At 63.5% G+C, this 26,896-nt stretch carries 23 protein-coding genes and 2 pseudogenes; 15 read left to right on the top strand and 10 right to left on the bottom strand.

Features of this window, described 5'->3' with window-relative positions:
* The first annotated feature begins 13 nt into the window (after positions 1-13).
* Together ACFLEY_RS32405 and ACFLEY_RS32400 are read left to right on the top strand one after the other, a co-directional pair.
* Entirely contained in the window at positions 14-592 is a 579-nt protein-coding gene (locus ACFLEY_RS32405; RefSeq protein WP_060911030.1) for a TRAP transporter small permease, read from the top strand.
* Entirely contained in the window at positions 589-1,929 is a 1,341-nt protein-coding gene (locus ACFLEY_RS32400; protein WP_211434171.1) for a TRAP transporter large permease, read from the top strand. Before ACFLEY_RS32405 ends, ACFLEY_RS32400 begins: the two co-directional genes overlap by 4 nt.
* A gap of 2 nt (positions 1,930-1,931) precedes the next feature.
* On the opposite strand, the pseudogene ACFLEY_RS32395 reads toward ACFLEY_RS32400, so the two are convergent.
* Positions 1,932-2,725, bottom strand: a pseudogene (locus tag ACFLEY_RS32395) (enoyl-CoA hydratase/isomerase family protein).
* Positions 2,726-2,953: 228 nt separating this feature from the next.
* Here ACFLEY_RS32395 and ACFLEY_RS32390 point away from each other — a divergent pair.
* Complete coding sequence (locus ACFLEY_RS32390; RefSeq protein WP_060911032.1) at positions 2,954-4,174, top strand: NAD(P)/FAD-dependent oxidoreductase; 1,221 nt, start codon at positions 2,954-2,956, stop codon at positions 4,172-4,174.
* 51 nt (positions 4,175-4,225) lie between these two features.
* On the opposite strand, the gene ACFLEY_RS32385 is transcribed toward ACFLEY_RS32390, so the two are convergent.
* Together ACFLEY_RS32385 and ACFLEY_RS32380 are read right to left on the bottom strand one after the other, a co-directional pair.
* The gene (locus tag ACFLEY_RS32385) at positions 4,226-5,134 is read right to left on the bottom strand and encodes a ribokinase (RefSeq protein WP_060911033.1); all 909 of its coding nucleotides are present in this window, start codon (positions 5,132-5,134) and stop codon (positions 4,226-4,228) included.
* Positions 5,135-5,151: 17 nt separating this feature from the next.
* A complete protein-coding gene (locus ACFLEY_RS32380; RefSeq protein ID WP_011085617.1) occupies positions 5,152-6,045 on the bottom strand; it encodes a sugar kinase in 894 nt (297 codons plus the stop codon).
* 224 nt (positions 6,046-6,269) lie between these two features.
* Between ACFLEY_RS32380 and ACFLEY_RS32375 the strand changes: the two genes are divergently transcribed.
* From ACFLEY_RS32375 to ACFLEY_RS32335, 9 genes are all read left to right on the top strand, one after another.
* On the top strand, positions 6,270-7,118 hold the full coding sequence (locus tag ACFLEY_RS32375; RefSeq protein ID WP_060911034.1) for a VOC family protein: 849 nt from the start codon (positions 6,270-6,272) through the stop codon (positions 7,116-7,118).
* Between the two features lie 179 nt (positions 7,119-7,297).
* Positions 7,298-8,005 carry a TetR/AcrR family transcriptional regulator gene (locus ACFLEY_RS32370; protein WP_171463747.1) on the top strand — a complete coding sequence of 236 codons (708 nt, stop codon included), beginning with the start codon at positions 7,298-7,300 and terminating at the stop codon, positions 8,003-8,005.
* A gap of 303 nt (positions 8,006-8,308) precedes the next feature.
* A complete protein-coding gene (locus ACFLEY_RS32365; RefSeq protein WP_011085620.1) occupies positions 8,309-9,118 on the top strand; it encodes an ABC transporter permease in 810 nt (269 codons plus the stop codon).
* Between the two features lie 51 nt (positions 9,119-9,169).
* A complete protein-coding gene (locus tag ACFLEY_RS32360) occupies positions 9,170-10,162 on the top strand; it encodes an ABC transporter substrate-binding protein (RefSeq protein WP_060911035.1) in 993 nt (330 codons plus the stop codon).
* 118 nt (positions 10,163-10,280) lie between these two features.
* On the top strand, positions 10,281-11,129 hold the full coding sequence (locus ACFLEY_RS32355; RefSeq protein WP_060911036.1) for an ABC transporter ATP-binding protein: 849 nt from the start codon (positions 10,281-10,283) through the stop codon (positions 11,127-11,129).
* Between the two features lie 4 nt (positions 11,130-11,133).
* Positions 11,134-12,531 (top strand): hypothetical protein, encoded by a 1,398-nt coding sequence (locus ACFLEY_RS32350; RefSeq protein ID WP_060911037.1) that lies wholly within the window; start codon positions 11,134-11,136, stop codon positions 12,529-12,531.
* Positions 12,528-13,679: a Gfo/Idh/MocA family protein gene (locus ACFLEY_RS32345; RefSeq protein ID WP_060911038.1), complete on the top strand. Its 1,152-nt coding sequence runs from the start codon at positions 12,528-12,530 to the stop codon at positions 13,677-13,679. The genes ACFLEY_RS32350 and ACFLEY_RS32345 overlap by 4 nt, the downstream gene beginning before the upstream one ends.
* Positions 13,680-13,689: 10 nt before the next feature.
* Entirely contained in the window at positions 13,690-14,895 is a 1,206-nt protein-coding gene (locus ACFLEY_RS32340; protein ID WP_060911039.1) for a dihydrodipicolinate synthase family protein, read from the top strand.
* Positions 14,895-15,758, top strand: coding sequence for a sugar phosphate isomerase/epimerase (locus ACFLEY_RS32335; protein WP_060911040.1), 864 nt, complete (start codon positions 14,895-14,897; stop codon positions 15,756-15,758). The genes ACFLEY_RS32340 and ACFLEY_RS32335 overlap by 1 nt, the downstream gene beginning before the upstream one ends.
* Before the next feature lie 28 nt (positions 15,759-15,786).
* Here ACFLEY_RS32335 and ACFLEY_RS32330 read toward each other — a convergent pair whose 3' ends face one another.
* The 4 genes and pseudogenes from ACFLEY_RS32330 to ACFLEY_RS32315 form a co-directional block, all read right to left on the bottom strand.
* Positions 15,787-16,152 carry an adenylate/guanylate cyclase domain-containing protein gene (locus ACFLEY_RS32330; protein ID WP_249163297.1) on the bottom strand — a complete coding sequence of 122 codons (366 nt, stop codon included), beginning with the start codon at positions 16,150-16,152 and terminating at the stop codon, positions 15,787-15,789.
* On the bottom strand, positions 16,101-17,291 hold the full coding sequence (locus tag ACFLEY_RS32325) for a DUF5939 domain-containing protein (protein ID WP_249163298.1): 1,191 nt from the start codon (positions 17,289-17,291) through the stop codon (positions 16,101-16,103). The genes ACFLEY_RS32330 and ACFLEY_RS32325 overlap by 52 nt, the downstream gene beginning before the upstream one ends.
* A 26-nt stretch (positions 17,292-17,317) precedes the next feature.
* Entirely contained in the window at positions 17,318-18,457 is a 1,140-nt protein-coding gene (locus ACFLEY_RS32320) for a substrate-binding protein (protein WP_060911041.1), read from the bottom strand.
* A gap of 60 nt (positions 18,458-18,517) precedes the next feature.
* Positions 18,518-18,841: pseudogene (locus ACFLEY_RS32315) on the bottom strand (hypothetical protein); the annotation flags it as partial.
* An 812-nt stretch (positions 18,842-19,653) separates the two neighbouring features.
* Between ACFLEY_RS32315 and ACFLEY_RS32310 the strand changes: the two are divergent.
* Both ACFLEY_RS32310 and ACFLEY_RS32305 read left to right on the top strand, forming a co-directional pair.
* A complete protein-coding gene (locus ACFLEY_RS32310; protein ID WP_011085631.1) occupies positions 19,654-19,890 on the top strand; it encodes a hypothetical protein in 237 nt (78 codons plus the stop codon).
* Between the two features lie 513 nt (positions 19,891-20,403).
* Positions 20,404-21,957: a SulP family inorganic anion transporter gene (locus ACFLEY_RS32305; protein ID WP_396604297.1), complete on the top strand. Its 1,554-nt coding sequence runs from the start codon at positions 20,404-20,406 to the stop codon at positions 21,955-21,957.
* Here ACFLEY_RS32305 and tnpC read toward each other — a convergent pair.
* On the bottom strand, positions 21,900-23,444 hold the full coding sequence (gene tnpC, locus ACFLEY_RS32300) for an IS66 family transposase (protein ID WP_224517700.1): 1,545 nt from the start codon (positions 23,442-23,444) through the stop codon (positions 21,900-21,902). The two genes, ACFLEY_RS32305 and tnpC, sit on opposite strands and share 58 nt — an antisense overlap.
* A 588-nt stretch (positions 23,445-24,032) precedes the next feature.
* Between tnpC and ACFLEY_RS32295 the strand changes: the two genes are divergently transcribed.
* Positions 24,033-26,120, top strand: coding sequence for a recombinase family protein (locus tag ACFLEY_RS32295; protein WP_049810452.1), 2,088 nt, complete (start codon positions 24,033-24,035; stop codon positions 26,118-26,120).
* On the opposite strand, the gene tnpB is transcribed toward ACFLEY_RS32295, so the two are convergent.
* Together tnpB and ACFLEY_RS32285 are read right to left on the bottom strand one after the other, a co-directional pair.
* The gene (gene tnpB / locus ACFLEY_RS32290; protein ID WP_060909080.1) at positions 26,092-26,406 is read right to left on the bottom strand and encodes an IS66 family insertion sequence element accessory protein TnpB; all 315 of its coding nucleotides are present in this window, start codon (positions 26,404-26,406) and stop codon (positions 26,092-26,094) included. The genes ACFLEY_RS32295 and tnpB overlap by 29 nt on opposite strands.
* The gene (locus tag ACFLEY_RS32285; protein ID WP_026192391.1) at positions 26,403-26,801 is read right to left on the bottom strand and encodes a transposase; all 399 of its coding nucleotides are present in this window, start codon (positions 26,799-26,801) and stop codon (positions 26,403-26,405) included. Before ACFLEY_RS32285 ends, tnpB begins: the two co-directional genes overlap by 4 nt.
* Positions 26,802-26,896 lie beyond the last annotated feature (95 nt).

The raw sequence follows: 26,896 nt of genomic DNA, 5'->3' as shown, positions 1-26,896 counted from the left end.
GACGGGGACGTAAATGGCCATCGCCGACAAACTGCTCGTTCAGCGCCAACGCCACCTGAAATGGCGCGGGCTCGACTGGCTCGAGCTTGCGCTGATGATCCTGTGCGGCGTGCTCTGCTTCGGCTTCTCGCTGTCGGTGATCGCCGACATCGTCACCCGCACCATCGGCCATCCCTGGCTGTGGCTTCAGGAAGTCACCTCGACTCTGTTCATCTACGCGATCTTCGTCGGCACGGCGGCCGCGACGCGGCGCAACGATCACCTCTATCTCACTGCCATATCCGAGGCGATGCATGGAACGCCACGGCTGATCGTCGAAGTCATCATCCGCCTGGTCGTGCTCGGCGTCGCCTTCTGCCTGATCTGGTACGGCTACCAGAACTATCTCCGCGGCTTCGGCAGTTTTCGCCTGCCGTCGGGCACGCCGATCGCTTCGCTCTACGCGATCATCCCGCTCTCGGGCGTGCTGATCGGCCTGTTCACCATCGAGCAGCTCGTCAACGGCCTGCGCAACGGCTTTGACCATCCCGAGCCGCCGGGCGAGGATGCCGCGCCCGGCCTTACAGAGGCGCAGATGAGGGCGCAGCCATGAGCGCACCTGTCGTCCTGGCGTTGATGTCGATCTGCTTCCTGTCCTTCGGTTATCTCGGCGTGCCCGTGCCGTTCTCGCTGATGGCCGGCGTCTTCATCGGCGCGATCCTGTCCGACGTCTCGCTCGCCGCCATCATCCAGAAGATCTTCGACGGCGTCGATTCCGAGGCGCTGCTGGCGATCCCGTTCTTCCTGCTGGTCGGCGAGCTCATGAGCTCGGCCAATGTGGTCGTGCGGATCGCCAACCTGTCGGTGTCGTTGGTCGGGCACATCAGGGGCGGGCTGTCCCAGGTGGTCGTCGTCTTCAGCATGTTCTTCTCGGAGATGTCGGGCTCGACCACCGCCGACGTTGCGGTGATGAGCCGCGCGCTGGGTGGCCCGATGAAGCGCGAGGGTTATGAGCCCGCCTTCATCGCCGCGATCATCGCATCCGCCTCGACCATCGCCGCGCTGGTGCCGCCGAGCATCACGGCGGTGGTCTATGGCGCGGTCGGCAACGTCTCGATCGCCGGCCTGTTCATGGCGGGCGTGGTGCCGGGCCTGATGATCGGCATCGGCCTGATGATCTACTGCTACTTCTTCGGCCCCTCCGGCCTGCGCAAGCCGCGCGCGCCGCTGCGGCAGGTGGTGTTCGCGGCCGGCGATGCGGCCCTGCCGCTGATGATCCCGGTGATCCTGCTAGGGGGCATCCTGACCGGCTGGTTCACGCCCACGGAAGCCGGCGTCGTCGCGGTGGCCTGGATCGTCCTCGTGGTCATCCCCGCGCTCAATCGCGGCCACTTCAGGAAGATCCCCTATGATTTCTGCCTCGCCGGGCTGATCTTCTCGCTGCCGCTGATCACCATCGGCGCCGCCAACGCCTTCGGCTGGATGCTCGCTTACCTGCGCGGCGCCAGTTACATCGCCGAATTGATCACCTCGATCGCGGGTCACGATCCGCACCTGATCATGCTGCTGATGATGCTGCTGTTCACCGTGGTCGGCGACTTCATCGAGCCGGTGCCGACCATCATCATCTTCATGCCGCTGGTGAACACGCTGACCGAGGCGGGCGACATCAATGCCGTGCATATGGGGGTGGTGCTGATTGCCACGCTCGCCTTCGGCCTGATCACGCCGCCTTATGGTTTGGTGCTGCTGATGGCGTCGAAATTCGTCGGCATCAGCTTTGCGAAGGCCCTGCGCGCCGCACTGCCGATCTATGTGGTGTTCCTGGCGACGATCGCGTTCGCGATCTATTTCCCGAGCGTCGTGCTGTGGCTGCCGCGCCACGTGCTGCCGGAGTCGGTCGGCTGCTTCAAGTCGCCGGCGGGGACGGGCTATATCTGTCCGCAGTAGCGCTACTTGCCCTTGCTCGTGAATTTCTTCACGGCGAGCCGAAACTCCTCCGTGTTCATCGCCATGATGATCTTGTGCTCCTCGGCGTCGAGCTGCTGTTTCACCGGCGTGGTGGCCGCCTGGTAGACCAGCGACTTGGTGCCGGCGATCGCGGCAGGCGGGTTCTGCGCCAGACGCTCGGCGAGCTGCCGCGCGCCGCCTTCAGCTCGGTCGCGGGAACGATCTTCGCGACCAGGCCCCATTCATGGGCCTGCTGCGCGGTAAAATTGTCCTCCGACAGGAAGATCTGGAGCGCGCGGCGGGAGCCGACCGTGCCGACGATGCCCACTGTAGAGCCGCCGTCCGGCGACACCCCGATCTTGGCATAGGCCGGCGTGAATTTGGCGTCCTCCGCGGCGATGCAGAGATCGGTGACGAAGGCGAGGCCCATGCCGGCGCCGGCGGCCGAGCCGTGGACGCTGGACAGCGACAGCTTCGGCATGCGCCGGATCGTCTCGATGAAGGCGTGATAGTGCTTGAGCAGCTCGCCGACGACAGGCGTCACCGTGCCCGCTTCGGCCGCAGCTCCAATCGTCTGCAGATCGCCGCCGGCCGAGAAGGCGCGGCCTTCGCTCTCGATCACCAGAACCCGGATGGCGTCGTCGCCCTCGATATAGGAGGCGAGCTGCTCGAGCTTTTGCGCAATGGCCAGGTTGATCGAGTTGAACGCGGCGGGGCGGTTGAGCGTGATGGTCGCGATCGGGCCGTCGATCCGCAGCAAGGCGGGATCGTCGGGTTGGGAGATGGGAGCTGGCATCTTGGAAATCCCCGGCATGAGGTCGTTCGTGCAACTAAATCGCAGAAGGCGAGGGGAGACAATCCCCGCGCGCCGCTCTTGCGCAAGGCGGAACGATAGGCTCAAATGGGGCCGCCTTCGTTGAGGGACGGACACGAGCGCCGGCTCCTCCTAGGCTAGCCAAGCCAATATCAGCATGAGAGGAGACGACATGGGTCACGCTCGTGTCTCCGGAAGTGGGCTGTTCCAATGACTGGCGGTCCGGTGATCATTGTCGGTGCCGGCCATGGCGGCTACCAGGTCGCGGCATCCCTGCGGCAGGCCGGTTTTTCCGATCGCGTCTGCCTGATCAACGACGAGGCGCATCTGCCCTATCAGCGGCCGCCTCTGTCCAAGGCGTACATCAAGGGTTCGGCCGGGCCGGAGAGCCTGATGTTCCGGCCGGAGAAATTCTATGCGGATCAGAAGATCGAGTTGATCGCGGGCCGCGCGGTCTCGATCGACCGCGCCGGGCGCAGGCTGCATCTCGCATCGGGCGAGATGCTTGATTACGGCCACCTCGTGCTGGCGACAGGCGCGCGCAACCGGCTGCTCGATCTGCCCAACGCCAATCTGCCCGACGTCAAATATCTGCGCATCCTCGACGACAGCGAGGCGCTGCGAAAGATCATGGCGTCGAAGACGCGGGTGGTGGTGATCGGCGCCGGCTTCATCGGCCTCGAATTCGCAGCGACGGCCCGGATCAAGGGGCTGGAGGTCGACGTGCTCGAGCTCGCCCCGCGCGTGATGGCGCGCGCGGTGACATCAGAGGTCTCGGAGTATTTTCAGGCGCGGCATCGTGAGGCCGGCATCCGCATTCATCTCGGTGTGCAGGCAACCAGTATCGAGGCCGAGGACGGCAAGGTCACCGGCGTCTCCTTGAGCGACGGAAGGCATCTGCCCGCCGACCTCGTCGTGGTCGGCGTCGGCGTGCTGCCGAACATCGAGCTCGCGGCCGAGGCGGGGCTGCCGGTCGCTGCCGGCATCATCGTCGACGAATATCTCTCGACGGCCGATCCCGACATCTCGGCGATCGGCGACTGCGCGCTGTTCGCAAGTCCGCGCTTCGGCGGTTCGCTGCGGCTGGAATCGGTGCAGAACGCCACCGATCACGCCCGCTGCCTCGCGGCCCGGCTGACCGGCGACCGCAAGCCTTACGACAGCCATCCCTGGTTCTGGAGTGACCAGGGTGACGACAAGCTCCAGATCGCGGGCCTCACCACCGGCTACGATCGCGTCGTTCTGCGCGGCGATCCCGCCAAAAAGGCATTCTCGGCGTTCTGCTACAGGGGCGACAAGTTGGTCGGCATCGAGTCCATCAACCGGGCCGGCGATCACATGTTCGGCCGCAGATTGCAGGGCATGGACCGCTCGATCACGCCGGAGCAGGCCGCAGACGAAAGTTTTGACCTGAAGAGCGCGCTGGCGTGAACTCTACTCCCTCTCCCCGCAGGCGGGGAGAGGCGGAGGAAGCGCCACGCTCTACAGAACGGCCGCCACTTCCGCGGCCGTCGGCATCGACGGCCCCGCGCCCATGCGCTGCACGCTGATCGAGGCGGCGGCGTTGGCGAAGGCGAGCGCCGTGCGCAGGGGGACTTCGTCGGCGAGTTGCGCCGCGAGCGCGCCGACGAAGCAATCGCCGGCGCCGGTGGTGTCGACCGCCTTCACCACGCGGCCGGGCACCGCAAACTCCTGGTCGCCGGCGAGGGCGAGCACGCCGCGCTTGCCGAGCGTGACGCAGATGGTCTGGTCCTCGCGCGCCTGAAGCTGCCGCGCGACCTGGATGATCCGCGCGGCCTCGTCGTTGTCGGACAGCTCGGTGCCGGCGAGGAAGCCGAGCTCGGTCTCGTTCAGCACGAGGATGTCGACCAGCTCAAGCAGCTCGCGGCCAAATTTTTGTGCCGGCGCCGGGTTCAGCAGCGTGGTGGCCTCCGCCGCCCGCGCCCGCCGGAAGAAGGCGGCAATCGTGGGGAGCGGAATCTCGAACTGGCTGATGGCGACATCGCCTTTGACGAGCGGCACGACACTGACGTCGTCGGCGCCGACCAGCGCATTGCTGCCGGGAATGACCACGATGGTGTTGTCGGCCGCCGCAACCGTGATGATGGCGGTGCCGGTGTGCGCCTCCGCCGTCTCCTGAACGTAGCCGAGATCGATGCCCTGACCGCCGAGGAACGCCCTCAGCTCGGCGCCGAATGAATCCTTGCCCAGGCGGCCGATCAGCGTGGTCCGGGCGCCGAGCCGCGAGGCCGCGACGGCCTGGTTGGCGCCCTTGCCGCCGGGGAAATACAGCACTTGCTTGCCGGCGACGGTTTCGCCGACTTTTGGATGGCGGTCGGCCGTCGCCACCACATCCATGTTGATGCTGCCGGCGACGTAAACGCGCCCCATTTGAACCTCTGCGAAGACTAGGCTTTGACCTCGAACTCGTGCCTGACTTTGGCGATGTCGACAAGGGTCGGCAAGCCGGCCTCGTTGCCGAGGCGCTGGATCTTGAAGGTGGAGGCGGCGCGGGCGAAGTCGAAATGCTCGCGCCAGCTTTTGCCGGGATGGGCGAGGTAGGAATAGACATAGGCGCCGTGGAAGACATCGCCGGCGCCGTTGGTGTCGATCACGCGCTCACGCGGGATCGGCATCGCCGGCATGATCTCGACCGCGCCTGTCTCGTTGTACCAGAGCAGGCCCTTCTCACCCATGGTGACGCCGCCGATCTTGCAGCCGCGGCTCTTCAGGTAATCGAGCATCTTCTCCGGCGTCAGGTCCATCTGCTCGCAAAGGCGCTCGGCGACGATCGCGACGTCGATGAATTCCAGGAGCTCGTGCGTGTTGGTGCGCAGGCCGCCGCCGTCGAGCGAGGTCAGGATGCCGGCCTCGCGGCAGACTTTTGCATAGTGGATCGCCGCATCGGGCTGGTGGCCGTCGATGTGCAGCGCGCGGCAGCCGCCGAGATTGAGGATCGGGAACGGATGGATGTGCTCGTCGTCGCGGCAGCGGACGATGGCGCGCTTGCCGTCCTTGGGCATGATGAAGGACAGCGAGGACTGGTTCACCTTTCGCGCATGCAGCGAGATCGCGTATTTCGCGCACATGTCCTGGAACATGCGCCCCAGCCAGTCATTGGCCGCCGTGGCGATCAGGTCGGGCACGATGCCGAGCTTGGCGCAGCAGAACGCCGCCGTCACCGCATTGCCGCCGAAAGAGACCGCGTAGTCGGTCGCCACGTGCTTCTCGTCGCCGGTCGGCATGTGGTCGGTGAGGAAGACGACGTCGATATAGGTCTGTCCGATAAAGAGAGCCTGCATTGGTTGTCCGTGATGCGCTGGGTGGTCCCGGCCGGCTGCTTACCTTAGCACCGCTTCGGCGGGAGCCAAAAATATTCGCAGAGCCAAAATATTTGCAGAGTCATGGCGATAGGCGCTTGAGGTCGGTATGGGGCCGGAATACGACCGTGGCAGGGCCAGCGTTGCCCGGGCAGAGCCGACGCCCGCAGGACGTTCGGTTCCGGCCCCGTCGGGAGGGAGGGAACATGATCACCGGCCTCGATCACGTCGTCGCTTTGGTCAGGGATATCGGTGCAGCCAAGGCGGCCTATCAGACGCTGCTCGGCCGCGCGCCGGCCTGGCAGAACTCGGGTGAGGGGGCCGACCGGGTGCTGTTCACTCTCGAGAACATGACGATCGAATTGATGGCGCCGAGCGGTTTCAGCGTGACCGCCGACCGGATGCGCGCGCTGCTCGACGACCAAGAGGGCGTGCTCGCCAGCCTGTGCTTTCGTGTCGCAGACATGAGCAGGATGCACCGGCGGCTGGAGCGGGTGGCCCTGAAGCCGGATCCGGTTGCCGAGGTCGAAAGCAGCGATTCTGAATCCGATGCCGTCCTGCATTGGAAACGCACGCGCGCCGCCACGGAACTCACGCGCGGCGTGCGGATGTTCTTCCTCGAGCTTGCCGAGGAGCGCCCCAGATCGGTCGCGACCGACATCGCGCCGATCGACGCGCTCGACCACGTCGTGATCACCACCGAGGATTCCGAGCGCGCCGCCGCGCTCTATGGCGCGCGGCTCGGGCTTGATCTCGCGCTCGACCGCTCGCACCAGGATTGGGGCCAGCTGATGTTCTTCCGTTGCGGCGACCTCATCGTCGAGGTGGTGCGCCGTCCTGTGGCGGGCAGTGACCTCGCGCATGACCGTCTCTGGGGCCTGAGCTGGCGGGTCGCCGACATCGACGCCACGCGCGCCCGCCTGATCGCGAGCGGCCTCGACGTCACCGAGGTGCGCAACGGCCGCAAGCCAGGCACGCGGATCATGACGGTGAGGAACGGCACCTGCGGCATCCAGACGGTGCTCCTGGAGCGCTCGCCGAAGCCGGTGGATTGAGGGTGTCATTCCGGGGCGTCGCGCAGCGACGAGCCCGGAATCCATTCATCCATTGACCCTGCTGCACGATGGATTCCGGGCTCGCGCCCAAGCGGGCGCGCCCCGGAATGACGAAACATTCTCAAACGCCCGCCCGCGTGTTACACGCGTACTTTGAGAGCCCCCAGCGAGCACCCGGTTTGGCAAAGGCAAAGAGAACTCTGAAATGGCAGCGCGATCCCGAGGGGATGCGGCTGCGCATTCTCGAGGCCGCCAAGCAGGAGTTTTCCGCCCATGGGCTTGCCGGGGCGCGCGTCGACCGCATCGCGGCCAAGGCCGGCGCCAACAAGCGCATGCTGTACTATCACGTCGGCAACAAGGACGAGCTCTATCTCGCGGTGCTCGAAGGCGCCTATGACAAGATCCGCAGCGAGGAGCGCGGGCTCGATCTCGAACATCTCGATCCGCCCGAGGCCATCCGCCGCCTGATCGAGTTCACCTGGGGCTATTTCCTGCGCAACCCCGAGTTCCTCTCGCTGCTCCAGACCGAGAACCTCGCACGCGCCAAGCACCTGAAGCGCTCGACCAAGGTCAAGTCGATGCACTCGCCCTTCGTCGAGATGATCGGCACCGTGGTGCGGCGCGGCGTCGAGAGCGGCGACTTCCAGGTCGCGGTCGATCCGGTGCAGCTCTACATCTCGATCGCGGCCCTCAGCTTCTTCTATCTCTCGAACTCGGCGACGCTGAGCGTGATCTTCGGCCGCGATCTGCTGGCCAAGGACGCCAAGGATGAGCGCCTCGCGCACATGGCCGGCCTCGTGCTGGCCGCGCTGACGGGGCGGTCCACGGAGTTGCTGGAGATCGTCAAGGCGCCGAAGAAGCGTGCCGCGGTGGTGCAGACGGTTTAAGGCAAACTCTTTCCCCATCGTCGTCCTGGCGAAAGCCAGGACCCATGCCGCGTGATCTATCGATTGTATGCGGCGCTAATCCCGAACGACCAGTCTTCGCCAAACTTCTCCCTGGGGTAATGGGTCCTGGCTTCCGCCAGGACGACATCGGGGATTTGGCGCGACCTTCAATCCCAAACGCTGTCAAACTTGCCGGGAACCCCCGCGCAAAACGTCACAGGGAAAGGTCTGGACAGTATTTATCCAACGAGTTAATTTCTCCCAAGTGCGAACGAGAACGAAGAAGAATGCCGGGAGTGAGACGTGGCTGAATTGAAGCCGCAGAGTGCGGTGTCCAAGATGCTGAATGCGGCCTGGGTTCGGCCGTTTTTGTTCCTGGTCTTCATCGTGATCGCCTGGGATCTGGCGATCCGGCTGTTCAGGATCCCCGCCTACCAGATCCCGTCGCCGGGCGATGTCATCGCGGTGCTGCGCACCGAATGGCCGGAACTGCTGCGCCAGTCCTGGCCGACCACCTATGCGACGGTCTGCGGCTTCCTGCTGTCGGCGCTGTTCGGCATTCCCGTCGCCATGCTGATCGCGGGCTCGAAGACGGTAGAGAGCTACGTCTATCCGCTGCTGGTGTTCTCGCAGTCCGTGCCGAAGATCGCGATCGCGCCGCTGTTCGTGGTCTGGTTCGGCTTCGGCATCATTCCGAAGGTGATTTCGGCCTTTCTCCTCGGCTTCTTCCCGGTGGTGGTCTCGGCGGTGCAGGGCTTCAAATCGGTCGATCCTGACATGGTCGATCTCGCCCGCGCGATGCAGGGCAGCCGCTTCCAGGTGTTCCGTGCGGTGAACCTGCCGCATGCGCTGCCGGCGATCTTCTCAGGCCTCAAGGTCTCGGTGACGCTCGCCGTGGTCGGCGCCGTCGTCGGCGAGTTCGTCGGCTCCAATTCCGGCATCGGCTACGTCATGCAGCGCTCGATCGGCACGTTCGACCTGCCGACGATGTTCGCAGCGCTGGTGATCCTCGCGCTGCTCGGAGTCGTGCTGTTCTGGATCGTGGACCGGATCGAGAAGCTGGTCATTCCCTGGCATGTCAGCCAGCGCGAGGACGTGATTTTCGCCTCTTAACTTAAGCAACGGCCACCAACGGCCAAAACATAACGACAAGGGAGAGTGACGATGAAGCGGTGGATTGGGGCTGCATCGGTGGCGCTGATGGCGTTCGCGGCCATGCCGGCGCAGGCGGCCGACAAGGTCGTGCTGATGCTGAACTGGTACGTCTATGGCGAGCACGCGCCGTTCTATTACGGCAAGGCCAAGGGCATCTACGCCGCCGAGGGCATCGACCTCGAGATCCAGGAAGGCCGCGGCTCGGCTGCGACCACGCAGGCCGTCGCCGCCAAGACCGCCGACTTCGGCTATGTCGACGTGCCCACCATGATGCGCGCCGCCATCAAGGGCGCGCCCGTGGTCGCGACCGGCGTCCTGCTCCAGACCTCACCGATGTCCGCCATGGGCTTCGTCGACAAGAACATCAGGAAGCCCGAGGACATCAAGGGCAAGACGGTGGCGATCACGCCGGCCGACTCCATGACCCAGATCTGGCCGCTGTTCCTGAAGAAGACCGGCCTGAAGGAGAGCGACTTCCAGACGGTTGCGGGCGACGGCCAGACCAAGCTCAACGCGGTCATCAACGGCCAGGCCAATCTGCTGCTCGGCTACGTCATGGACCAGTCGATGAAGATCAAGGACGCGACCGGCAAGGACGTCTATCCGATCAAGTTCGCCGACTACGGCATCAACATGGTTTCGTCAGGCATCATCGCCAACTCCGATTATGTGAAGGCCAACGCCGATCTCGTCCGCCGCTTCATGTCGGCGACGACCAAGGCGGTCGAGGCCGCCGAGAAGGAGCCGAAGGCCGCGGCGCAGTCGATCCTCGATGCCAACCCGAAGGGCGGCAAGATCGACACGCTGACGCAGGGCTTCGAGCTGACCATTCCGCTCTACCGGACCGCGGAGACCAAGAGCAAGCGGCCGTTCCAGGTCACCGAGCAGAACATGACCGAGACCGTCAACCTGCTGGTCGAATATGGCGGGCTCGACGCCAAGGCCAAGGACAACCCGAAGGCCTTCTACACCAACGACTATCTGCCGAAGAGCGGCTTGTGAGCGACACACACCGTCATTCCGGGATGGTCCGAAGGACCAGACCCGGAATCTCGAGATTCCGGGTTCGCCCTTTGGGCGCCCCGGAATGACGGGCATATCGTCGAGTGGACCTGGTTAGATGAACCCAGCAACAAGACCGAATGACACCGTGCAGCCGGCCGCGCATCTGAGACTGGTGAGCGACCGGGCCGCCGGCGAGGCGTCGGGCATCAAGCTATCAAGCGTGTCGAAGACCTACCGGACGCGCGACGGCGACGTGCCGTCGCTGCGGCCGCTCGATTTCCACATCAACGAGGGCGAGTTCTTCGTCGTGGTCGGTCCAAGCGGCTGCGGCAAGTCCACGCTGCTCAAGCTGATCTCGGGACTGTTGCCGCCGTCGGCCGGCGAAATCCTGGTCGAGGGCGAGAAGGTGACGAAGCCGCACGGCAATGTCGGCATCGTGTTCCAGAACGCGCTGCTGCTGCCCTGGCGCAACATCCTGTCCAACGTGATGCTGCCGATCGACATGAAACGGTTGCCGCGGCAAAAATATCTCGACCGCGCCAAGGCGCTGTTGAAGCTGGTCGGGCTCGAAGGTTTCGAGAAGAAGCTGCCGTGGCAGCTCTCCGGCGGCATGCAGCAGCGGGCCTCGATCTGCCGCGCGCTGGTGCACGATCCCAAGATCATGCTGATGGACGAGCCGTTCGGCGCGCTCGATGCGCTGACGCGCGAGCGCATGAATGTTGAGCTGATGCGAATCCAGCGCGAGACGAAGAAGACGGTGCTGCTGATCACGCATTCGATTCCCGAGGCGGTGTTCCTCGCCGACCGCGTGCTGGTCATGACCGAGCGTCCCGGCGCGGTCGCCGCGATCTACGACGTGCCGCTGCCGCGCCCGCGCTCGCTCGACGTGATGGCCGACCCGGTCTTCACCGAGCTCGTGCAGCGCATCCGCAAGCATTTCTTCTCGCAAGGGGCATTGGATTAAAGCCATGGCGCCGCGCCTGAAGCTTCGAGATATCACCTTCTTCGAACGTCCCGTGCAGTTCGCGCGGCCGTTCCGCTTTGGCGCCATCACCATCAACGCGACGACGCAGCTGTTCGTGCGGGTCGAGATCGAGGTCGAGGGCAGGGGAAGCGCCGTCGGCGCCAGCGCCGAGCTGCTGGTGCCGAAATGGTTCGACAAGCGGCCGGAGTTTTCTCCGGCGCAGACGGTCGACGGTCTGCGACGATCCCTGGAAATTGCGCGCGGGCTTTATCTGGCGCGGACCGGGTTCCTGACCGCGTTCGATCTCCATGCCGCGTGCATTGGTGCCCAGATCGCGACCTGCGCGAAGAAGAACATTCCGGCGCTTGCGGCGGCTTATGGCCCGGCGGAGATCGACAAGGCGATCCTCGATGCGCTGCTGCGCGGCGTTGAGACCGGCTTTTTCGACGGAATGGCCGGCAACGTTGCCGGCATCGATGCGCGACTATCGCCCGCCCTGAAGGACGCGGAGATCGCGGCGTTTCTGTCCAGTCGGAAGCCGTTGCCGCGCGTTGCTATCAGACATACCGTCGGCCTCGACGATACCGTGGAGGGCAAGGGCGGCGTCGCCGACGCTCATGAGAACGCCTGCGCGAGTTACTTCAAGCTGAAGCTGTCGGGCGATCCCGCAGCCGACGCAGCGCGATTGATGCGGATCGGCAAAGAGCTCGATACACTTGAGCGCCGCTACAAGGTGACGCTCGATGCGAACGAGCAATACGCCGATCTCGCGGCGTTGCAGGCCCTGATGGATCGGCTCGATCATGATTCCGACTTGCGGCCGATCGCTTCTCGCTTGCTCTATGTCGAACAGCCGATGCCGCGTGACATTACACGGCAGTCGCCGCTCGGCTCGCTCGCCGCGCGCGGCTTCATCATCGATGAAGCCGATGATTCCTACGATGCCTTCCCTGCCGCTCGGGCGCTCGGCTATCACGGTATCTCCTCGAAATCCTGCAAGGGGCTCTACAAGTCCATCGTCAACGCCACGCGCGCGGCAAAATGGAGCGGGGGCGGCGAAAAGTTCTTCGTCACCGGCGAGGACCTCACTTGCCAGGCCGGCCTTGCCGTGCAGCAGGACCTTGCGCTCGGCGCCTTCCTCGGCGTCACCCACGCCGAACGCAACGGCCACCACTACGTCGACGGCTTCGGTGAGACGCCGGCCGCTGAAGCTGCGGCCTTCGCGGCTGCACATCCCGATCTCTATGCCGATGCCGGGCAGGGCATCCGTCTCTCCATTCACAACGGCGATCTCCTGACGGGATCGCTTCATGCTGCGGGCTTTGCGACGTCGGTCCATCCGGACTGGTCGGCGCTCCGCCCGCTCGAACAGCCAACATCACTTCAGGAGCAATTGGCATGACCACCCAGCGCCTCGGCCTCATCATGAACGGCGTCACCGGCCGCATGGGGCTCAACCAGCATCTGATCCGCTCGATCGTCGCGATCCGCGACCAGGGCGGCGTCCGCTTGAAGAACGGCGACCGCATCATGCCCGATCCGATCCTGGTCGGCCGCAGCGCCGAGAAGGTCGAGGCGCTTGCAAAGCGCTTCAACATCGCGCGCTGGACCACCGACCTCGATGCGGCGCTCGCCGACAAGAACGACACCATGTTCTTCGACGCCGCGACCACGCAGGCGCGGCCGGGCCTGCTGACCCAGGCCATCAATGCCGGCAAGCACGTCTATTGCGAGAAGCCGATCGCGACCAACTTCGAGGAGGCCCTCGAGGTCGTCAAGCTCGCCAATTCCAAGGGCGTCAAGCACGGCACCGTGCAGGACAAGCTGTTCCTGCCCGGCCTGAAGAAGATCGCCTTCCTGCGCGACTCCGGCTTCTTCGGCCGCATCCTCTCGGTGCGCGGCGAGTTCGGCTATTGGGTGTTCGAGGGCGGCTGGCAGGAGGCGCAGCGGCCGTCCTGGAACTACCGCGACGAGGACGGCGGCGGCATCATCCTCGACATGGTCTGCCACTGGCGCTACGTGCTCGACAACCTCTTTGGCAACGTCCAGAGCGTGGTCTGCATCGGCAACACCGACATCCCCGAGCGTTTTGACGAGCAGGGCAAGAAGTACAAGGCGACCGCGGACGATTCCGCCTACGCGACCTTCCAGCTCGAGGGCGGAGTCATCGCCCACATCAACATGTCCTGGGTGACGCGCGTCTACCGCGACGACCTCGTCACCTTCCAGGTCGACGGCACGCACGGCTCGGCGGTCGCGGGGCTCACCGACTGCATGATCCAGGCGCGGCAGGCAACGCCTCGGCCGGTGTGGAATCCGGACGAGAAGCGGCTGCATGATTTCTACGGCGACTGGCAGAAGCTGCCGGACAACGTCTCCTACGACAACGGTTTCAAGGAACAGTGGGAGATGTTCATCCGTCATGTCTACGAGGACGCGCCCTACAAGTTCACGCTGCTCGAAGGCGCCAAGGGCGTGCAGCTCGCCGAATGCGCGCTGAAGAGCTGGAAGGAGCGGCGCTGGATCGACGTCGCCCCGATCAAGGCCTGAGGAGGGAAGCATGAACAAGCCCGTGCTGCCCAAGCCTGCTCCTTCAATGTCGTCCTTGTCGCTCAAGCTGCCGAAAGCCGACCGCTCGATCGAGACCTACCGGCTCGCGGCCTCGCGCACGTTCCCGGCGAGGCTCGAAGGCCCGCTGAACCGCATCGCGTTCTCGGCCGTGCACACGGTCGCCGATCCCTTCGCCGACAACGATCCCTGGCTCTCGGTGTCCGTTGACTGGGACAAGACCATCGCCTTCCGCGAGCATGTCTGGGACCTCGGTCTCGGCGTCGCCGAAGCCATGGACACCGCGCAGCGCGGCATGGGGCTGGACTGGCCGACCTCGCTGGAGCTGATCACGCGCTCGGTCGCCGCCGCCAAGCGTCGCAACGCGCTGGTGTTCTCCGGCGCCGGCACGGACCATCTCGCGGTGGAGGATGCCAGGACCATCGACGATGTGATCCGGGCCTATGAGGAGCAGATCTCGGCGGTCGAGAAGGTCGGCGGCCGGATCATCCTGATGGCGTCGCGCGCGCTGGCAAAGCTCGGCCGCAATGCCGACGACTATGCGAAGGTCTATGACCGCGTGCTGTCGCAGGTCCGCGAGCCCGTGATCATCCACTGGCTCGGCGACATGTTCGATCCGGCGCTGACGGGATATTGGGGCACCAAGGACCTCGACAAGGCCATGGATGTTGCGGTGGCCATCATCAACGCCAACGCCGCCAAGGTCGACGGCGTCAAGGTCTCGCTGCTCGACAAGCAGCGCGAGATCGACATGCGTCGTCGCCTCGACAAGCGCATCAGGATGTACACCGGCGACGACTTCAACTACGCGGAGCTGATCGCCGGCGATAGCCAAGGTTTTTCGCACGCGCTGCTCGGCATCTTCGATGCGATCGCACCAGCGGCGTCCTATGCGCTGTCGCGGCTCGCTGCCGGCGACGAGGCCGGCTTCCACGACGTGCTGGGACCGACCGTGCCGCTGTCGCGCCACATCTTCAAGGCGCCGACGCGCTTCTACAAGACCGGCGTGGTGTTCATGGCGTATCTGAACGGCCATCAGGATCATTTCACCATGGTGGGCGGGCAGGAGAGCGCGCGCTCGATGCTGCATCTGGCCGAGCTGTTCCGGCTGGCCGATCAGGCCGACCTGCTCGCCAATCCTGAGCTGGCGACGCGGCGGATGACGACGGTGCTGGCCTCGCACGGGATCGAATCCTGATGCGCGATTTCTCTTCCGACCACCGCTGGCTGTCGCTGAATACGGCGACGGTCCGCAAGCAGGGTGACCTCGTCGCGATCATCGATGCCTGTGCGAAGCACGGCATCCGCGCCATCGACCCCTGGCGCGACCAGGTCGCATCCGTCGGTCTCGACCGTGCCGCGCGCGCGGTGCGCGATGCCGGCCTCGAGCTGTCAGGCTATTGCCGTGGCGGCATGTTCACCTCCGATGCCTCGCGCCGGGGCGAAGTGCGCGACGACAACCGCCGCTGTGTCGATGAAGCCAAGTCGTTGGGCGCGCCGTGCATCGTCCTCGTCGTCGGCGGCCTGCCGCAATATTCGCGGCCGGGGAGCGAGCCGTCGAAGGACATCGCGGGTGCGCGCGGGCAGGTCGAGGAGGCGCTTGCCGACATGCTCGACTATGCCAGGCAGGCAAGGCTGCCGCTGGCCATCGAGCCGCTGCACCCTGCCTACGCCGCCGACCGCGCCTGCGTGAACACCACAAAACAGGCGCTCGATATCTGCGACCGGCTCGACCCCGGCCGCACCGGCATGCTCGGCGTCGCACTTGATGTCTATCACATCTGGTGGGACCCGGAGCTGATGAGCCAGATCGCGCGCGCGGGCAGGGATCGCCTGCTTGCCTTCCATGTGTGTGACTGGCTGGTGCCGACCAGAGACATCCTCAACGACCGCGGCATGACGGGCGACGGCGTCATCGACATCAAATCGGTGCGCAAAGCGGTCGAGGCGCAGGGTTTTGCCGGCTATTCCGAGATCGAGATCTTCTCCAACGACTGGTGGGCCAAGCCGATGGACGAGGTGCTGCGCACCTGCATTACGCGGCACAGGACGGTGGTGTAGGCGCCCCGCGCGCCGCCCTTGCGCTCGTTCAAGTCTGCGTCGGCGGGATTGTCATGCGATGGACCTCCATCTTTTGACCGATGCCCTTCAGGTTCTCGTAGTTGCGCGACACCGAGCGTGAATTGACGATGTCACCGACGCCCGGCGCCTCCATCGCGGTCGCACTGATGCAAACTTCGTCGACATCGGCGAGACCTTGCACGCGTGCGGCGATATTCACGTCCTGTCCGAAATAGTCGATCCGGTCGTTGAGATTCACCGCAATCGCCCGCCCCCTGTGGACACCGACCTTGAGGCCCAGCGGCCGCGAAGCGGTTTGGTTGAATCGCGACAGCTCTTCGATCATCTCGATGGCGGCGCAAACGGCATCCTGCGGACGCTCGAACCCGGCCATGACCGCGTCGCCGATCGTCTTGATAAGGTGCCGGATCGTTCCCGGATGATCCTGTTCAAGATCTCGAAGTGTTGGCGAACCAGAAAATACGCGTTCACGTCACCGACGCTTTCGTACAGCGGGGTCGACTTCTTCAGATCGGTGAACAGGAAGGTCATGTCTGAGACCTTGATGCTCTCGCCCTCATCCACCAGCTGCGCCTTGTAGAGTTCGCGGAAGCTCGGGGTGAGCAGCAACCGCTTGCCGGAAAGAAACGGTTCATACTCGACCAGATGGGGCGCGAAACCTGGGGGATACTGGACGAACCAGAAGCGACCGCGATCGTCGGTGCGGTTCTCGATCCGGATGGTGTGCTTGCCTGGGCTGAGATCGGCCGTCTGCCGGAACGAAAACTGCCCGTTGCCGAGGACCATGTCTTTCGGTGCCGTCGGCCGGTCCGGTACATGGAAGCGGCCCGACTCAAGTTGGACCAGCGTCTCTTGCGGCTCTGCCGGCTCCCCGTCCGCGAAGAAGACCAGAAGGAGTTTGTGGCTCAAATCCAGCACCTCGAAGCGGCCAGCCGTGACCTCGAAGTCGAAGCTGCGGTGCTCATGCGCCTCGATATCGGCGAATCCCCGTGAGAGCGCGGCAACGAGCTGCTGATGCGTCATTCCGTGCGGAGCGATGAAGCCCTTGGAGAAGTTGTAGCGCAGGTAAAAATCCTCGACAGACAGCCTTTCGGGATGGCGGAATATGATGTCGCGGACGCCGCTCGAGACCGTAAATGCGACCTGAATGTAGTCGTCCAGCGCCACATCATTGATCGCGTTGCAGAACGCGCACTGAAAGCGTGGATGGACCTGGTCGAGCTCGCGGAAGCTGCCAGCGACCTGCGGGCAATAGGCGCAGATCAGCAGCCAGTCCATATCGAACAGGCCCACCTTGGCAGCGTGCACGAACAGCTCGATCGCGTCGGCCTCGGACATGCGGACGGCGCCGCCGTATTGGATGGGGTTGACGCGAAGAAGATCATAGTCGTCGGCGGTCCGGATGAAGTGCTCGAGCTCCGGCAGAACATTCGGTGCCCAGCTTCTTGCCGCTCCGAGCGCGGCGAGACGCTGGCTCAGGAGACTCTCGTTGACTGGAGACGGGACACTCATCTCACGCTCCCTGCCTGATGGGCTGACTACGCGATTGGTCTCCGGCCGAACTCCGCGACGGACGGCACCATCGCCTCGTCCGGCGCGATAGGCCCCAGGCTCTCGACGATCTCGAAACGGCCGCTCTTTGCCCGCGCGATATACATGTTCATGCGGACGTGGTGCTGGCCGGGAACCATTTCCGCTGGACCACCCGGCCCCTCGGCGATCCCCGCGTGATCAGGCGCAGCGATGACGTCCTTCTGGCGCAGCGAGCCGGCCTCTTTCACGGCCGCCGCCCAGAGCTTGATCCCGCGATAGAGGCCGGAGCAGGCGCTGCCGCCCGTGAACTGCTCCTTGCCGGGATAGCGCTTGTCGTACGCGCCGAGCAGCGTCTTGCTGAAGGGATCGCTGACGTTCTGGTAGAAGTCGAGGCAGCCGTAGAGGCCTTCCACATGCGGCGCGGGCAGCAGGCCGAGCAGGTTCTCGTCGAAATAGGTGCAGATCAACTGCCCGCCGCGGTCCTGAAAACCGGCGTTGTGGAGTTGAGCGAAGAAGGGCACCACCCCGGGTGGAACGATGGTGTTGAACACCACTTCCGCGCCGCTGGACATGATCCTCGCAACTGTTTCGTCGTACTCCATGTGATCGAGGGGATGGTATTTCTCGCCGACGATGCTGCCGCCATTGGCGGTGACGAGCCTGCGGACCCTCTCGTTCATCACGTGCGGCCAGATGTAGTCTGCGGACGGCAGGTAGAATGTCCTGGCACCGGTCTTGTGCATCAGCCAGGGAATGAGCGGGTCGAGCTGCTGCGCCGGCACCGGGCCGGTGCAGAAGATCAGCGGGTCGCATTCCTGCCCTTCGTATTGCTCGGGGTAGATGTAGAGCGTCCTGCCCTTCACGACGGCGGGGCCCTTGATGGCCTGCCGCGTGGAGCTGTAGATGCCGCCGAAGATCACATCCACCTTGTCCTGCAACACAAGCTTGGCCGCCTTGGCCTCCGCGACCGCGTCGGTCGTTGCACCGTCCTCGAGGTAGAGTTCGATCTTCCGCCCCAGCAGGCCGCCATTGGCGTTGATCTCGTCAACCACCATCCTTGCCACGTTGGCGTTTGCGCGGCCCATGAACGAAAGTGCTCCGGTCTCCTCCGCGATCATGCCGACTTTGATCGACGCTTGTGTCATGGCAGACACTCCCCTGAGCTTTGTGCCCGCAAGCCGAGGCCGCTGCGCCCACCAGGAAATTCAGCGACCGACTAGTGCTACGGCCTCCTGCTCCTCGGCAGGTGCGCCTTCATTGGTCCGCACAAATACAAAGCGGGATACCACGGAGATCTGTGCGTCGGCGCTGCCATCCTGGCCGATGAGAATGAGTCCCGCTCCGCCATTGGCTACATTCAAGATGACGGGGGCGCCCTTCCACGTCCTGATCGGCTCCATTCCGATGATGAGAAATTCGCCGATCCGCTGGTCAAAATATTGCAGCCTCAGCTGTGGCCCGACTTCTGCGGCCGCGAGTCCGAAACCCAGCTGCTTGGCGCGCGCATAAATGTCCGCCAGCGACGCGGTATGACGAACTCAATATAGGTCAGCGTGGGTGCACTTCTTGCGGAGGGGCTTGAGCGCACCAGGGTAGCGATAACGGAGCGGAAGGTGCGTGCCGCGACGGCAGCGGAGATCGAGCTGCAGCTCGTGTTGGTCAGCGAGCTGGGAGTACCACCAATGATGAGGTGGACAGCCATCAGCTTTCAGGCAGAATGTCATCACCCCGATGCCGCAGCCTCGCCACAGTATGTGCCAGATCGGATGTGGTAATCGGTGGCATCAACGATCAGCAGGCTCGGCGGATGTACCCACGCCTGATGATCTTGAATGGCCCCGACGTGTCATCCGTCGAGGCCATTGTTGTCGGGGCCATTGTCGTGATCGGCGTGCAAGACTGGCGACCTTTGCCGAGCCGGCGTGGTCCAGCCTGGGACCCGTTTCGTTGCGGCGAAAGGAAAGACCGCCGGAAGGCGGTCTTGCAGTCCAATGTGCCGGGCCAAAATAGTTTCGGGATCAAACTTTGTCCGGCCCGGTCTAATTGCAAGTTAACCATCATCCAGGGAAGGCCGCTCACAATTAAGATTTCAGTCCTGAAATGGAATGCACCGGCGACGTAGGCCTCTGGGGGGCCGCCGGACGCGCTGCCATTCTGCCCAGCGCCCCTTGCTGCCGCCAATGCCCGCGTCGTTCGGCTCGACTATTTCGCGAAAAGTCAGACGATTGCGCTGTCATCGATTGACCGTCAAACACCGGACTATCACTCGTCAATTCAATCTGCAAAGCTGTGACAACACAAATGCGCCTGTAAACAAACAAGCGCGCGAAGGAGGTTCGCAGTGGAGAAGGTGCAACGCTTGCGTGCGATGGGTTCGCTGTGCCGTCAACAGGCCGCATACAACAGCATGAACAAATGGAAGCTGCTCGCAGAAGCAGAATACTGGGATCACCTGGCCGATCTCGAGTTGTCTTCCTACTTCCAGCAATGCAACGCCGCTGGCTCGGACGAGATGGAGCGGTCTCAAGCGATCACAAAAACGGATGAGGCTGGGCAGAAGACGATTCCCGCCGCGTGAGGTCGGAACGCGGCTGTCGGCTGCATCCCGCGGCGTCTCGCAGGGAGCCGCGGCCCGGACTCGCGTGTTCTCGTGGAACTTCGAAGCTGGGTGATTACGTTACCCCACATCGTTCGGCCGCTGCGCGATTGCAGCGAGAGAATACGACGCCGCCCTCATGGGCCTTCGACCTGTTGCAGCGTGTTGAAGTGCGCCTTCTGCTCGCTGCTCAGCGTGGCATAGAACTCGCCCAGGGTAGGCTCGACCACTTTGCGGCCCTCAGCATGGCCCCTCTGAATTGACTTCCGCTTTCAGCGGCAGAACGGGCATTGGTCGGACTTGCCGCTGGATCGACACGGTCGCGGATGCCCCCAAAACGGACATGCCGCTGGCAACATTGGAGCGAATGAGCGGGGATGTGACATTTTTCCACTTGCCGAGAGACGCAACAGCCTAGACTGGCTTCCAGCTGGGCCAATCGCGGCCAATGTGTGCGTTGCCAACGAGCCTGGCCGGATCTGGAAGTGACCCCCAATGAAGCATTGGATCGATTGGCTGCCGGCAATCGAAACCCTCCGCCGATATGAGGCGGCGTGGCTTCCGCGCGATATCTTCGCCGGACTCGTCCTGGCGACGATGCTGGTCCCGGTTGGAATTGCCTACGCGGCAGCATCGGGCTTGCCTGGCATCTCCGGTCTGTACGCAACGATCGTGCCGTTGTTGGTCTACGCGTTGTTCGGCCCCAGCCGCATCCTCGTGCTGGGCCCTGACTCGGCGCTGGCAGCCGTCATCCTCAGCGTTGTCGTCCCACTGTCTGGTGGCGATCCTCTTCGCGCCGCGACGCTCGCTGCGATGATGGCGATCGTTTCGGGGACGGTATGCATTCTGGCCGGCATCGCGCGCTTGGGTTTTGTCACCGAGCTGCTCTCCAAGCCGATACGATACGGCTATATGAACGGAATTGCATTGACCGTTTTGATCAGCCAACTGCCAAAGCTCTTCGGCTTCTCGATCGAGAGCGAAGGACCTTTACGAAGCCTATGGGCGATCGCCGATGCAATCCTTGAAGGAAAGACAAACTGGGGCGCATTCGGGATCGGGCTCGGCACGCTGACGGTCATCCTGCTGCTCCGGAACAGCAAGCGGCTGCCAGGCATTCTGATTGCGGTAGTCGGGGCGACCGCTATCGTCGGCGTGCTTGATCTTGGGACCCGTTACGGCGTGGCGGTTTTGGGTCCTCTTCCGCAGGGCCTGCCGGGTTTCGCGATCCCCTGGATCACCTACGGCGATATCGTGCCGGTACTGATCGGCGGCTGCGCAATCGCGCTGGTATCATTCGCTGACACCAGCGTGCTTTCGCGCGCCTATGCCGCACGATTGGGCACCCATGTCGATCCCAACCAGGAGATGGTGGGGCTTGGCGCGGCCAATCTGGCAACCGGCTTTTTTCAGGGCTTCCCGATCAGCAGCAGCGCTTCGCGCACTCCCGTTGCAGAGGCCGCCGGCGCCCGTACCCAGCTAACCTCAGTCGTCGGCGCGCTTGCCATCGCCATCCTTCTACTGGTGGCGCCAAACCTCCTTCAGCATTTGCCCACCGCTGCATTGGCGGCCGTCGTAATCGCCGCTGCGATCGGCTTGTTTGAGGTCACCGACCTCAAGCGAATCTATCGGATTCAGCAGTGGGAGTTTTGGCTATCGATGGTCTGCTTTGTCGGCGTGGCGGTGCTCGGAGTGATCCCAGGAATTGGTCTGGCAATAGCAATCGCCATCGCCGAGTTCCTGTGGGACGGTTGGCGCCCACACTCCGCCGTGTTGGGTCGCGCCCATGGCGTCAAAGGCTATCACGACATCACAAGATATCCGGATGCACGCCAAATCCCCGGGCTGGTCCTGTTTCGGTGGGATGCGCCGCTGTTCTGTAAGCGACGTTCGCGTCCCATTCGCAAAGGTTTGGCGTGGGGATTGCAGTCTGTTGATCAACGTGTTTGCAAATCGTTGGCGGGGGGTATGGAGGCGGCAACGACGGAGAATTACGAGGTGCGGCCGAACGACCAGGGCAGGAGCTCGTCGATCCGGGACTGCGGGTGACCGGTTGCGATCGCTTTGAGCGTCGCTTTCATCCAGACGTAGGGCTCCACGCTGTTGATTTTGCAGGTGGCGATGAGCGAAGCTATGCGCGCCCATGAACGACCACCTTCGTCGTGACCAGCAAATAAACTATTTTTACGCGTCAGAGTCAGCGGCCTGATTTGATTTTCGACGGGATTGGTGTCCATCTCAACGCAACCATCGTCGAGAAACAAGGTGAGGCCATCCCAATGGTTCAGGAGATAGGCGATCGCCTTGCCCATCTCGCTGCCCGGCGACAGGCGAGCGGCTTGCTCGCGCAGAAACCTCTCGAGTTCAGCGACGAGCGGCCGTGATCGCTCGTTACGGGTCGTTTGCCGAGCCGGGGCGTCGGCGCCACGGATCTCCTTCTCGATCGCATAGAGTGCGGCGATGCGCGCGAGAACGGCTTCGGCGATGGGTGAGCCGGCTTTCGGAGTCGCTGCGATGATCTTGCGCCTTGAGTGGGACCAACATGCGGCCAGCCGCAGCGGCACGCCGCCTTTGCGCTTGGGCCGTGCGAGCCGATGATAGCCCTGGTATCCGTCGACCTGAAGGATGCCGTCGAAGCCCTCGAGGATGCGCTCAGCATGGTCACCACCGCGTCCTGGCGCGTAGTGGTAGACCACGATTGGTGGATCAGCGCCGCCGTGGCCGCGATCGTCGCGCAGGACAGCCCACAGATAGCCGGTCTTCGTTCGGCCCCGGCCCGGATCGAGCACAGGCGCCCTGGTCTCGTCTATGAACAAGCGGCCCGATTGCTTCATCACGACGCTCATGCGCTCGACCAGCGGCGCGAGGTGGAAGGCGACCGTTCCCATCCAGTCTGCCAGAACGGCGCGATCGATGAAGATGCCATGCCGAGCCAGAACCTGCGACTGACGATAGAGTGGCATGTGCTCGCTGAACTTGGCGACCGCCACCTGCGCCAGCAGCGCCTCGGTGGGGATGCCACCCTCCACGAGATGGGCGGGCGCCGGCGCCTGAGCAACACCGGTGCAGCCCTTTGCGCAGGCGTAGCGCGGTCGCACCGTCTCGATCACACGATACTGGGCGGCCATGACATCGAGACGGCGGGAGCGATCCTCGCCGATCTGGACCATCCGGCCGCAGCCGCAGGGACACTCGAGGTTCTCGGGTTCGATCACCTGCTCGATGCGCGGCAGGTGCGCGGGAAAGGCACGGGCAGCGCGCCTGGTCCGGCGGCTGGACGGCGCCGTGCCGGCGCGGCGCGCACGATCGTCCTGGCGTTCCTGGACTTCGGCGATGGCAATCTCGATGTCCTCGAGAACCAGTTGCATCTGATCGGGATTGAACTTCTCCGAGCGTTTACCGAAACGTGCGCGCTCGTACTCCTTCACGAGCAGTTCGAGGCGTTCGACGCTCTCTTTGGACGCAGCCAGTTCACTCTCGACATGAAGGCGCGCCGAGCATTCATCGTCTGCGCGACGACGCTCGGCTTCAATCATCGCTTCCTGCGCGCGGAAGAGCGCGCGCAAATCGGCGGGCAGCGCTGCAAGACGGGCGGGATCAATGGGGGACGGCGGCACATCCGCAAGCTATCATCCCAAAGCCCCGCGCGAAACAGGTTGTCGGGTCTGAGTCAGTTCGCCGCAGCTGGCGTCGCGACAATCCGTTCGCCCACTCGCTTCCAGTTCAGCCCTTCAAACGAGGGGATTGAGGAATGTCCCTGATAGTGAGTCTGACGAATCATTTCCGGAGGTGGTCGAGGTTCGGGACCCCCACCATCCTTTGTGGGGGCGCTCATATCGAGTGATTAGGAAGATCGGTCAGCGAGGCCGAGGCATTCCCGCTTCGTATGAAGTTGAGTATCGCGCAGGAAGCAGTCTTCTGATTCAAGCAACCGCAATCGAATATTATGAGCAAGAGGCAAATCAGATTAAGCTGAGTATGGAGGCTCTACTCGAGCTTTTATCGACAGCGGATTGTCCCGACGCACATGAGCATGGATCCAGCCGATCTTTGGTCGACGCTGACGCCCGCGCTCCGACGCCAGATCGTCGAAGACGTCGCCGCAATTTTGGCGGAGATCCCTCATGAAGTCCGAGCTGGTCACACCAAGCCACTTGGCGCGCAAAGCCGTAGTCTACATCCGGCAGTCGACGCCCCATCAGGTCGTAAGCAATCAGGAGAGCCTGCGCCTTCAATACGCGCTTCGCCAGCGCGCCCGCGAACTCGGATGGCGTGAGGCGGCCATCGACGTGATTGATGCCGATCTCGGGTTGAGCGGCGCGTCTATAGCACAGCGTAACGGCTTCAAGGAACTCGTTGGCCGTGTTGGCCTGAGTGAAGTGGGACTCATCCTGTCGATCGACGTGACCCGCTTGGCGCGTAATTGTACCGACTGGTATCCGCTCCTGGATATCTGTGGTCTACGTGGCTGCCTGATCGCCGACCGCGATGGTGTCTATGATCCGGGCACTCCCAACGGACGGTTGCTTCTCGGGCTGAAGGGTTCGATCTCCGAGCTTGAGCTACATACGATCCGCAGCCGGCTGACCGCCGGCCTGCTGGCCAAAGCCGAACGCGGCGAACTTGCGGTTATGCTGCCAATCGGGCTGATGCGGGACCCGAGCGGTGTGGTCGTTAAGGATCCCGACATGGCCGTGCAAGGGCGGCTCGGTCTCGTCTTCCAGTTATTCCTGCAGCTGCGCAGCGTTGCCAAGGTCATGCGAGCGTTGAACGAGCGTGACCTGGAACTGCCGCGTCGTGATCGATATGGCGATTTGTGCTGGACGCGCGCGACGCTGGCTGCCGTCGCGGCGATCTTGAAGAACCCCGCATACGCGGGCGCCTTTGTCTATGGACGAACCCGCTTCCGGCCGCCGAAGCGGGAGGGGGCCCTGCCACAAAAGGCTCCGCGGCCGATGGAGGAGTGGCGGATCGTCGTTAAAGATCGATATCCAGCCTATATCGACTGGCCAATTTATGAAAAAATCCGATCCGTCATCAGAGATAACCGAGCCGAATACATGCGCATCAAAACCCGCGGCGCGCCTCGCAATGGCGAGCTCCTGCTCCACGGCATTGCCTGGTGCGCACGATGTGGCCATAAGATGTACGTCCGCTACAAGGGCGGCGGCGAATATGTATGCAATCACCTGCGTACCCAGGAAGGTCAGCCAACCTGCCAACACATCCGCGCCGCCCATATCGATGCAGCCGTTGGCGACGCATTCCTAACCGCACTAGCGCCGGCCGAACTCGATGCCTTGTCGCGCTCCCGCCGGGTGCAGCAGCAGACGAACAATGCGCTACGCTCCAGTGCAGAACGAGAGCTCGAGCGCAAGCGATACACGGCGGCGCTCGCCGAACGGCAGTTCAACCGAGCTGATCCAGATAATCGGTTGGTCGCCTCGGAACTCGAGCGTCGATGGGAAGCGGCGCTAAACGACGTGCGCGCCGCCGAAGAGGCGCTTGCCCGACAGACGCCGCCCAAAGCCATCACACAAGTGGCCATAAGCAAGGAGCTCAACGACAAGGTCATCAGCCTCACCGGCCGCCTCCCGCAGATATGGGGTGACGAGACTATCTCGGATGCGCATCGCAAGGCGTTGTTGCGATGTCTCATCGAAAAGGTCGTTCTCGACCGCGGTGAGCGCGACTTGGCCCTGGCTAGGATCGTCTGGCGGGGAGGCGCCGTGACGGAGCTCGAAGTGAAGATGAGCGTCAACTCCGTCACCAGATTGACGCGAGGCACAGAGATGCGGGAACGCCTTCTGACGCTCGCTCGCGACGGCGTCCCAGACGACAAGATCGCCACAATCCTTACTCGGGAAGGTCACCGCTCTCCCCGTTGCGCCGATAAGGTGCTGCCTATCACCGTTGGGCGGCTCCGTCGTGCCGCCGCCATCAAGGTAACTGCCCAGCGCAGCCGATGGGAGCATGACGACTCATACCTCAGCCCGCCCGAACTGGCCCGAAGGCTCGAGATTCCAGTAAACTGGCTCTATGTTCAGATCCGAACCAAGCGTTTGCTAATTGATCGCCAGCCCAGCGGCGCCTATCTCTTCCCGAATACACCATCCGTTCTTCACGCCATCGGAGACCTTCGAAACCACGTCATCGCGCAACTTGATCTAAGAATCTGTCAGCCTAACAAGGAGGGGCATCAACATGGGTAGCTTCGAACTGCACGCGCGTCAGATGCATGACGCCGTCGCTGATCTGCGGCCACTCGAAACGACCATCGCGGCCAAGGCGCTTGTAGACCAAAACGAGGCCCGTGCCGTCCCATAGCAAAATCTTCAGCCGGTCGGCGCGCTTCGAACGAAAAACCACGATCAGGCCCGAATGCGGATCGAGCCCAAGCGTGTTTTGCACAAGACCGGCCAGCGCGTCGTGCCCGCACCGGAAGTCAACAGGACGCACAGCAAGCACAATCCGCAGTCCCTGCGCCGGAATGATCATGCGCCGCGCTCGATCGCAGTCACGATCTCCGCGATCCGCACCGCCGACACGTCCGCATCCAGGCGGACCGAAACCTTGCCAATCGTAATCTCGACGGGCCCCTCGCTCTTGCCTGACGCCACTGGATCGCTCAGCTCGATCGACACGAAATCCGCCGCGTCGTCCGTGACCAATGCGAGCCGGCCAGCACGCGCCAATCTGCGCCACGTCGTCAACTGCTGGGCCTTCACACCATAACGCCGTGCGACATCACATACCCGGGCGTCGGGCTTCATGCTCTCGAAAACAGCGCGCCCCTTGATCTCCGCAGACCATAACCGGCCTCCAGAACGCGTCCGGCGCGTAAGCTTCCCCACAAAGCCATCAGCTTCGGCTTCCTCCCCCGATTGTTCCATCGCCTTCAGTCTCCTCTCGGCTCTCTGACAAGCCAAGGATCGCAGAGCGAAAGCCGAAGCGAAACCAGTCAATCAAATGGGAGAAAAGCTCCGCT

It is taken from the genome of Bradyrhizobium sp. YCK136 (genome assembly GCF_044570075.1).
GTDB classification, from domain to species: Bacteria; Pseudomonadota; Alphaproteobacteria; order Rhizobiales; family Xanthobacteraceae; genus Bradyrhizobium; species Bradyrhizobium diazoefficiens.
This window is presented reverse-complemented; position numbering and strand designations above follow the sequence as displayed.

Coding starts and splice junctions, on each gene's coding strand:
- ACFLEY_RS32390 (WP_060911032.1), top strand. CDS start 2,954: ATGACTGGCGGTCCGGTGATCATTGTCGGTGCCGGCCATGGCGGCTAC.
- ACFLEY_RS32330 (WP_249163297.1), bottom strand. CDS start 16,152: ATGGCCGGGTTCGAGCGTCCGCAGGATGCCGTTTGCGCCGCCATCGAG.
- ACFLEY_RS32355 (WP_060911036.1), top strand. CDS start 10,281: ATGAACCCAGCAACAAGACCGAATGACACCGTGCAGCCGGCCGCGCAT.
- ACFLEY_RS32375 (WP_060911034.1), top strand. CDS start 6,270: ATGATCACCGGCCTCGATCACGTCGTCGCTTTGGTCAGGGATATCGGT.
- ACFLEY_RS32295 (WP_049810452.1), top strand. CDS start 24,033: ATGAAGTCCGAGCTGGTCACACCAAGCCACTTGGCGCGCAAAGCCGTA.
- ACFLEY_RS32325 (WP_249163298.1), bottom strand. CDS start 17,291: ATGAGTGTCCCGTCTCCAGTCAACGAGAGTCTCCTGAGCCAGCGTCTC.
- ACFLEY_RS32350 (WP_060911037.1), top strand. CDS start 11,134: ATGGCGCCGCGCCTGAAGCTTCGAGATATCACCTTCTTCGAACGTCCC.
- ACFLEY_RS32345 (WP_060911038.1), top strand. CDS start 12,528: ATGACCACCCAGCGCCTCGGCCTCATCATGAACGGCGTCACCGGCCGC.
- ACFLEY_RS32380 (WP_011085617.1), bottom strand. CDS start 6,045: ATGCAGGCTCTCTTTATCGGACAGACCTATATCGACGTCGTCTTCCTC.
- ACFLEY_RS32335 (WP_060911040.1), top strand. CDS start 14,895: ATGCGCGATTTCTCTTCCGACCACCGCTGGCTGTCGCTGAATACGGCG.
- tnpB (WP_060909080.1), bottom strand. CDS start 26,406: ATGATCATTCCGGCGCAGGGACTGCGGATTGTGCTTGCTGTGCGTCCT.
- ACFLEY_RS32405 (WP_060911030.1), top strand. CDS start 14: ATGGCCATCGCCGACAAACTGCTCGTTCAGCGCCAACGCCACCTGAAA.
- ACFLEY_RS32400 (WP_211434171.1), top strand. CDS start 589: ATGAGCGCACCTGTCGTCCTGGCGTTGATGTCGATCTGCTTCCTGTCC.
- ACFLEY_RS32320 (WP_060911041.1), bottom strand. CDS start 18,457: ATGACACAAGCGTCGATCAAAGTCGGCATGATCGCGGAGGAGACCGGA.
- ACFLEY_RS32285 (WP_026192391.1), bottom strand. CDS start 26,801: ATGGAACAATCGGGGGAGGAAGCCGAAGCTGATGGCTTTGTGGGGAAG.
- ACFLEY_RS32360 (WP_060911035.1), top strand. CDS start 9,170: ATGAAGCGGTGGATTGGGGCTGCATCGGTGGCGCTGATGGCGTTCGCG.
- tnpC (WP_224517700.1), bottom strand. CDS start 23,444: ATGATTGAAGCCGAGCGTCGTCGCGCAGACGATGAATGCTCGGCGCGC.
- ACFLEY_RS32340 (WP_060911039.1), top strand. CDS start 13,690: ATGAACAAGCCCGTGCTGCCCAAGCCTGCTCCTTCAATGTCGTCCTTG.
- ACFLEY_RS32305 (WP_396604297.1), top strand. CDS start 20,404: ATGAAGCATTGGATCGATTGGCTGCCGGCAATCGAAACCCTCCGCCGA.
- ACFLEY_RS32385 (WP_060911033.1), bottom strand. CDS start 5,134: ATGGGGCGCGTTTACGTCGCCGGCAGCATCAACATGGATGTGGTGGCG.